3 protein-coding genes and 1 pseudogene are annotated in these 3,320 nt (G+C 41.0%); 3 read left to right on the forward strand and 1 reads right to left on the reverse strand.

The features are described 5' to 3' along the window. A pseudogene (locus O9332_RS12360) lies at positions 1 to 89 on the reverse strand (IS200/IS605 family transposase); the annotation flags it as partial. 228 nt (positions 90 to 317) lie between these two features. Here O9332_RS12360 and O9332_RS12370 point away from each other — a divergent pair. From O9332_RS12370 to O9332_RS12380, 3 genes are all read left to right on the forward strand, one after another. Next, positions 318 to 2,060, forward strand: a complete 1,743-nt coding sequence (locus O9332_RS12370; protein WP_288025800.1) for an SUMF1/EgtB/PvdO family nonheme iron enzyme — start codon at positions 318 to 320, stop codon at positions 2,058 to 2,060. 646 nt (positions 2,061 to 2,706) lie between these two features. Further along, positions 2,707 to 2,943, forward strand: a complete 237-nt coding sequence (gene vap15, locus O9332_RS12375; RefSeq protein WP_002762933.1) for a type II toxin-antitoxin system VapB15 family antitoxin — start codon at positions 2,707 to 2,709, stop codon at positions 2,941 to 2,943. Further along, the gene (locus O9332_RS12380; protein WP_002762932.1) at positions 2,921 to 3,178 is read left to right on the forward strand and encodes a putative toxin-antitoxin system toxin component, PIN family; all 258 of its coding nucleotides are present in this window, start codon (positions 2,921 to 2,923) and stop codon (positions 3,176 to 3,178) included. Before vap15 ends, O9332_RS12380 begins: the two co-directional genes overlap by 23 nt. Positions 3,179 to 3,320 lie beyond the last annotated feature (142 nt).

Below are 3,320 nucleotides of genomic sequence, written 5' to 3' on the forward strand. Positions count from 1 at the left end.
TCGAAAACGGCTTTACGATATTTGGCTGGGAACACTAAATGATATAGCAAAACACTTACATTATGGCTCTTATGGATGTATTCACTCATTTTTCTATTGTACGCCGCGAGCGGCGGGGAATTAGACCCGAAGAGATTAAAACACGAACAAATTCCCACCGTTTATGATTATTTCTCGGAAGGAAACTCTTTCTATTTAGTGCAAGAGTTTATTGAAGGAGAAACCCTACTTCAATATCCTGTAGTTGGGTTGAGGCACGAAACCCAACACAACCAACTTTTTTAACGTCAACCCAACTACTTAAAGGAGTAAAAACAATGACTAATATTGTGCTTAAAAGTGCTAGGGGTGTTAACTATTCTCGATTACAGCAACTCCTAGCAGCGGGAAACTGGAAAGAAGCAGACAAAGAAACACGTAAAGTCATGCTTCAGGTTGTCAGCAGGGAAAGCAAACGTGGATGGCTAAAGACAGAGGATATTGACAATTTCCCCTGTGAAGATTTGCAAACTATTGACCAACTCTGGCTACACTACAGTCAGGGTAAGTTTGGCTTCAGCGTCCAGAAAGAAATCTATGAGAGTCTCGGTGGCACGAGAGGGTATAATGGGGGATTGTTCGAAAATTTCCATCAAGAAGTCTGGAAAAATTTCGGCGATCTCGTCGGCTGGAGAAAAAGAGGAAAATGGTTGTCTTACAGGAACCTAACGTTTAATAATGCAGCCCCCAAAGCTCACTTCCCATTTTTATTTTATCGTTTCGTTGTTCCGCCGATTGGTATCGTGGCAATTTTGGTTTTTTGGGGTTTGTTTTGCTCGATTTTCTCGATCAGTGTGGGATTAACGTTGTGGCCGTTGTGGGTTTTTCTTTTTGGGTGGGCTTTTTTTTGGTTTGTGTTTTGGTTTGCGTTTTGGTATGTGGTTGGTATTTTTACTTGTTGGGTATTTGTGGTTATCTTGGTAGCGTCAGATGTTAATTGGCATAAGCCTAATTGTTTTATTCGGCTTATTCGGCGTATTAAACTTTTTGTCAACTGGGACTTTTTGCGTTCTCTTAAGGATGAGATCGGTTTCAGTTTGCTATATTCGATGTATTGTATTTACTCACTGATGGTTGTGGTTGCTGTGGTTATTGCTAGGCAGATAGGTACCAGTCTGGAGCCGCATTTATTCCCGCTGGCTTTGCAGTTATCGTTTCTTGAGATGTTTCTGCTCCGGTTCGGTCTCAATGGTGGCTTCCTGGGGGCTCTCTCCTCTCGCGCAAAGGATTGTAACTTAGGGAAAAGTAACGCTCCGGTGACATCTACACCCCTACCTAAAGTAGCGCCAACTCCACTGACAAACTTCACCGAAAAAATATCCAAGGGCATAACACTGGAGATGGTAGGCTTACCAGCAGGTCAATTTATCATGGGCTCTCCTGATAGTGATCCCTATGCTAGGGATTGGGAAAAGCCTCCACACCAAGTTCAAGTCAACAGTTTTGCGATCGGGAAATATCCGGTGACTCAGGCACAATATCAAGCAGTAATGGGAAACAATCCCTCTTGGTTTAAAAATAATCCCCAAAATCCAGTAGAAAAGGTTAGTTGGGATGATGCTCAAGCTTTTTGTCAGAAATTGAGTCAAATAACCGGGAAAACCTATCGCCTACCGACAGAAGCGGAATGGGAATATGCCTGTCGTGCGGGAACTACTACTCGCTATTATTTCGGTGATGATGCTAGTCAGTTAGGAGATTACGCTTGGTATGGCGGAAATTCTCAGCAGACAACTCATCCTGTGGGCCAGAAAAGGCCCAATGCTTGGGGACTGTATGATATGAGTGGCAATGTTTGGGAGTGGTGCGAGGACAATTGGCACGATAACTATATCGGAGCGCCAAAGGATGGCAGTGCTTGGCTGACAAATGATAATGATTATCAAATACTGCGGGGCGGTTCTTGGTGCGACCTTCCGTATGACTGCCGTTCCGCTGACCGCCTCAGCCGCTCCCGCCGCGGCAACGACTACGACGACTTCGGTTTTCGGGTGGTGTGCGGTGCTGGGAGGACTCTGTAACCCTTATTCTCTTTTTACCCTTTTTTACCCTTTTTTACTTTTTTCAATTTTTCTCTTTTTCCCGCCTAGCGGCGGGTCGATTTTTTTGAAAAAATTGAGGTAGTAATCTGTGGTTTGTAGGGTGCGTGTTTGCGCGTATTTAAAGGAGATTTGTTATAATTAAATTATGATTGCGCCGTAACGCACCATCTTAAGAAAATTGGTGCGTTACGCTATCACTAACGCACCCTACAAGAGCCGCTACTGTGTCTGGAGTGGTTTTTATTATGATTATTTAACTGCTACCGCATATCCCCCCGTAGCAATCTCTCCCTAGTAACAGGTTTCTAGTTCCTGTTTGATATTCAGGCAGAATGAATGATATAATTGGTGCGTGGGGCGTGGGGGTTGGTTATCCTTCTCTCAAAGCTTTTAACCTGTAGAATATAACGATCTCAGGTTTTTTGTCAAGTCTAATTTGAGGGATTTTGCTCCCGTAAACATCAGCTTTTGGGGAACTCGATAGATAAATTATGAATTATGAATTATGAATTATGAATTATGAATTATCAAAAAGAATAGAAGAAACAAATAGATATTCGGGAACGTTGTTTTGAGTATGCACTGCGAGCAATTAAACTTTATCAATAAACAATAATTTGAGAAAATGAACCAAAAAACTTACCAACTAACCTTAAACTTTGACCAGATTTTAGATTTGGTTAAACAACTCCCAGAAAGTGACAAAATAAAACTCAGTAAAGAACTCGAAAAAGAAACTTTAAATCAAAAATTAACCCAACTTTTAGAAACCTTTAAAACTGATGAGCTTTCCCTAGAGACAATTACCGAAGAAGTGGAGGAAGTTAGGGCTGAAATTTATGGACAACAAGCCACCGATTAAAGTTATTATTGATACTAACCTTTGGATTAGCTTTCTTATTGGTAAACAGTTAGCTGGTTTAAAATATCTACTGATTGAAAAAACTCTTGTGCCGATTTTTTCTCCACAGCTACTTAATGAAATTAACCTTGTTACCAAAAGACCAAAATTACAAAAGCATTTTTCCCAAAGAAAAGTTCAAGAATTACTTGAACTTTTAAGCATAATTGGGTTATGTATTGAGGCTCTTCGGTAATTGTTATGCAATGGACGGGGGTTATAAGGGATGGAACCCTTATAGAGAAAGGCATTTAGCGATTTTTGTCAATTGTTTTTGCTCTAGAGCGAACTAATCAATTAAGTCTCTTGCCAGATAAGGATTTAGTCGATTTATGCCC

It is taken from the genome of Microcystis sp. LE19-10.1B (assembly GCF_027530565.1).
In the GTDB taxonomy this organism is placed as follows: Bacteria; Cyanobacteriota; Cyanobacteriia; order Cyanobacteriales; family Microcystaceae; genus Microcystis; species Microcystis aeruginosa.

Excerpts from the sequence above, each read along its gene's own strand:
- O9332_RS12370 (WP_288025800.1), top strand. The coding sequence starts at position 318 with ATGACTAATATTGTGCTTAAAAGTGCTAGGGGTGTTAACTATTCTCGA.
- vap15 (WP_002762933.1), top strand. The coding sequence starts at position 2,707 with ATGAACCAAAAAACTTACCAACTAACCTTAAACTTTGACCAGATTTTA.
- O9332_RS12380 (WP_002762932.1), top strand. The coding sequence starts at position 2,921 with ATGGACAACAAGCCACCGATTAAAGTTATTATTGATACTAACCTTTGG.